This window comes from Pseudomonas kitaguniensis, assembly GCF_049199985.1.
Taxonomy (GTDB): Bacteria; Pseudomonadota; Gammaproteobacteria; order Pseudomonadales; family Pseudomonadaceae; genus Aquipseudomonas; species Aquipseudomonas kitaguniensis.
Genome location: NZ_JBLZPT010000025.1, coordinates 69,173 through 72,646, shown reverse-complemented (window position 1 = coordinate 72,646; position 3,474 = coordinate 69,173). Strand labels below are relative to the sequence as shown.

The 3,474-nt window shown below is 59.7% G+C and carries 3 protein-coding genes; 1 reads left to right on the top strand and 2 read right to left on the bottom strand.

The window, feature by feature from the left end; translation table 11 throughout:
* The coding region (locus ACOZK9_RS23260) for a hypothetical protein (RefSeq protein ID WP_421556647.1) at positions 1–266 on the top strand (266 nt) is incomplete at its 5' end.
* Here the strand turns inward: ACOZK9_RS23260 and ACOZK9_RS23255 are convergent.
* Together ACOZK9_RS23255 and macA are read right to left on the bottom strand one after the other, a co-directional pair.
* Entirely contained in the window at positions 241–2,199 is a 1,959-nt protein-coding gene (locus tag ACOZK9_RS23255) for a MacB family efflux pump subunit (protein ID WP_058411658.1), read from the bottom strand. The two genes, ACOZK9_RS23260 and ACOZK9_RS23255, sit on opposite strands and share 26 nt — an antisense overlap.
* Before the next feature lie 3 nt (positions 2,200–2,202).
* A complete protein-coding gene (gene macA, locus ACOZK9_RS23250) occupies positions 2,203–3,354 on the bottom strand; it encodes a macrolide transporter subunit MacA (RefSeq protein ID WP_421556646.1) in 1,152 nt (383 codons plus the stop codon).
* Positions 3,355–3,474: the final 120 nt, after the last annotated feature.

Sequence of the window (3,474 nt, the reverse complement as noted above, 5' to 3'; positions counted from 1 at the left end):
GGCTTGCTCGCGATTACGGTGTGTCAGTTGAAAAATACTTATCTGACATACCGCAATCGCGAGCAAGCCCGCTCCCACAAAAAGCAAAAGCAGATCTGCTGTGTATGCAAAAGCCGCCTTTGATCTGCTTCAACCACTCAGACTGGGCCGGCATTCCGGCCCAGTCAAAAGTGACCCGCCGTGAGGGCAGAATCCTTTTAAGCAATCTCAAAACAACGGATATACACTCAATCTCAAGCATCAATCACGTGCCAACGCCTCGATAGGGTCCAACCGCGCCGCGTTCCTCGCCGGCACAAACCCAAACACAATGCCAATCATCGTCGAACAGGCAAACGCGGTAACAATCGAGCCCAGCGAAAACACCATCTCCCACTCTTTTACAAACAACGAAAACAGGTAGCCGATCGCAAAGGACAGCGAAATACCGATCATCCCGCCGATCAAGCAGACCATCACCGCCTCCACCAAAAACTGCTGACGAATATCCGACTGCCGCGCGCCCACCGCCATGCGAATACCAATCTCGCGGGTACGTTCGGTAACCGACACCAACATGATATTCATCACCCCGATGCCGCCCACCAACAACGAGATCACGGCAATCAGCGACAACAACAGCGCCAGCGAACGGCTGGTTTTCTGCACCGTCTGCATGATGCTGTCGAGGTTATTGGTGAAGAAGTCCTTGCTGCCGTGGCGTTGCAGCATGAGTTTATTGACGTTGTCTTCGACCACCTTGCTCGGTTGGCCGTCTTTGATACGCACGGTGATGCTGTCCAAATGGCGTTGCCCCAACAGGCGCCCCGCCGCTGTTTCATACGGCACCCAGACGTTCAGCGACTTGTTCGCGGCGAACATGTTTTTATTCTCGGCCGCCACGCCAATCACCGTGCAGGGCAGTTTGCCGACCAGAATCACCTGGCCCAACGGGTCGACCGTCGGCCCGAACAGGCGCTGACGCGTGTTGTGGTCGATTACCACGACCTGCGCCTGGCGCCGCGCATCGCTTTCGCTGAAGGCAATTCCGGCTTCGAGTTTCAGCCCTTTCACGTTGAAGTAACGGTCACTGACACCATTCACCTGCGCATCCAGATCGATATTGCCGAAGCGCAGCAACAGGTTGCGGCCCACCACCGGCGTGGCGCTGTCGACGTAGTACAGCTGGTTCAGCGCGTCGACATCCGAGGGCATCAGCGTCTCGATCGCCGATGCGCGGCTGTCACCAAAACTGGTACCCGAAAAAATATCGATGGTGTTGCTGCCGATTGCCTGGATGTCTTTCAGCACATAGCGCTTGGCGCCTTCGCCGATGGCCGAGATCGACACCACCGAAGTGATGCCGATGACGATACCGAGCATGGTCAACAAGGTGCGCATGCGATGCGAGATCAGTGCGACCCAGGCCATGTTGAAGGCTTCTTTGAACAACCCAAGGCTTGCCACCAAATGCCGCGCGCCGCTGCGCTTGGGCTCAATCGGGGCTTCGCTGGGCACTTCCAGGCCGACGCTTTGATTGGCCTTGTCGCTGACGATCTCGCCGTCACAGACCTCGACGATGCGCTGGGCATTCGCCGCCACCTTGGGGTCGTGCGTAACGATGATCACCGTGTGCCCGGCGGCGTGCAGCTCGGCGAGAATACGCATCACCTCCTTGCCGCTGTGGGTGTCGAGGGCGCCGGTGGGTTCGTCGGCGAGGATCACTTCGCCGCCGTTCATCAAGGCCCGCGCAATACTCACACGCTGTTGCTGGCCGCCGGACAACTGGCTCGGCCGGTGGCTGATATGCCCCGCCAGGCCCAGGCGCGTGAGCAATTCCTGCGCACGGCTGTGGCGCTGGGCCTGCGGCGTACCGGCATAGATCGCCGGCATTTCCACGTTGTGCAGCGCACTCAGGTGCGCCAGCAAGTGATAGCGCTGGAAGATAAAACCGAAGTAATCACGGCGCAGTTCCGCCAACTGCTCATCCGCCAGTGAACGGGTTTCGATGCCGTTGATCTTGTAGCTGCCGGCGGTGGCGTAATCGAGGCCGCCGAGGATGTTCATCAGCGTGGATTTACCCGAGCCCGAGGCACCGATGATCGCCAGCATCTCGCCGGCCTGAATGCTCAGGTCGATGCCCTTGAGCGCAATAAACTCGCGCTCGCCGGCCATGAAACTGCGGGTGATGCCCTTGAGTTCCAACAGTGGCTGGGTCATGCGTCAGCTCCCCGCCACGGCAGGCGTTGCGTCGCCAATGACGACTTTATCGCCCTCGGCCAGGCCCTCCAGAATCTGCACCTTGACGTTGTTGTTGATCCCGGTTTTCACCTCACGCAACACCGCCGCGCCTTTGGCATCAAGCACGCGCAGCGAGTAACGGCCATCGGCATTGCGCGCGCCGAGCGCCGCCACCGGCACCATCAGCGTAGCCTTCGCCGTATCAAGCACCACGCGCACTTGGGCGGTCATGGCGATGCGCAAGCGGTGGTCGGGGTTGGGCACGTCAAATAACGCGTTGTAGAACACTGCGGTGTTCTGCTTGGGGGTGCCGGCGGTTTGGCTTTCGAGAAAGTTTTGCGGCGCAGGTTCTGTGCCGCGCAACTGCGCGTAGTAGCGTTTCTCGGGCTCACCGAGGATGGTGAAATACACCTGTTGGCCGGGGCTGATGTGAATCACATCCGCCTCTGACACTTGGGCCTTGACGGTCATGGTGTCCAGGTCCGCCAGCTTGAGCAGTACCGGCGCCAGTTGGTTGGCGATGACGGTTTGGCCTTCCTGGGTGACGATGCCCACCACATCACCGTCGATGGGCGCGATGATGCGCGTATAAGCCAGGTTGACCTTGGCAGTGTCGATCTGGATGTGCGCGCTTTTGATCTGCGCGTCCAGGGACAAGAGGTTGGCTTGCTGCACCTGAAAGGTCGACTCGGCCTCTTCAAAGTCCTGGCGCGACACCGACGCGTCGTCCTGCAGGTGTTTATAGCGTTGGTAAACGGCCTTGGCCTGCTTGAGTTGAGCCGCGGTGGCGCGGCGTTGGGCCTGCAGGTTTTCTTCGTCGACCTGGGCTTTGCGCAGGGTATTTTGCAGGATCAGCGGGTCGATTTCGGCGAGCCATTGGCCTTTTTTTACCTTGTCGCCGACTTTCACTTTAAGCGATTTCAATTGGCCGGAGACCTGGGCGCCGACGTCGACTTGTTTGACGCCTTCGAGCAGCCCGGTGGCTAACACGGCGTTTTCGATGTCGCCGCGTTCAGCCGGGGCGGTCAGGTATTGCGGCGCGTCGGCCGGGGCCTGAAGCGCATAAGCGGCGAGGCCGATGGCGACGGGCAGCAGTGCGAGCAGTGCGAATTTGCGAAATGTCGACTTAGGCATAAATGACTCTACAGAGTGAATGAGGTTGGGCGTGTTGATCGATGCACAGGCGCCTTAAACCGGACGCAGAGCGTGCGCGGCGGCATTCCCACGCAGCGCGTGGGAACGCTCCCGGCGGCC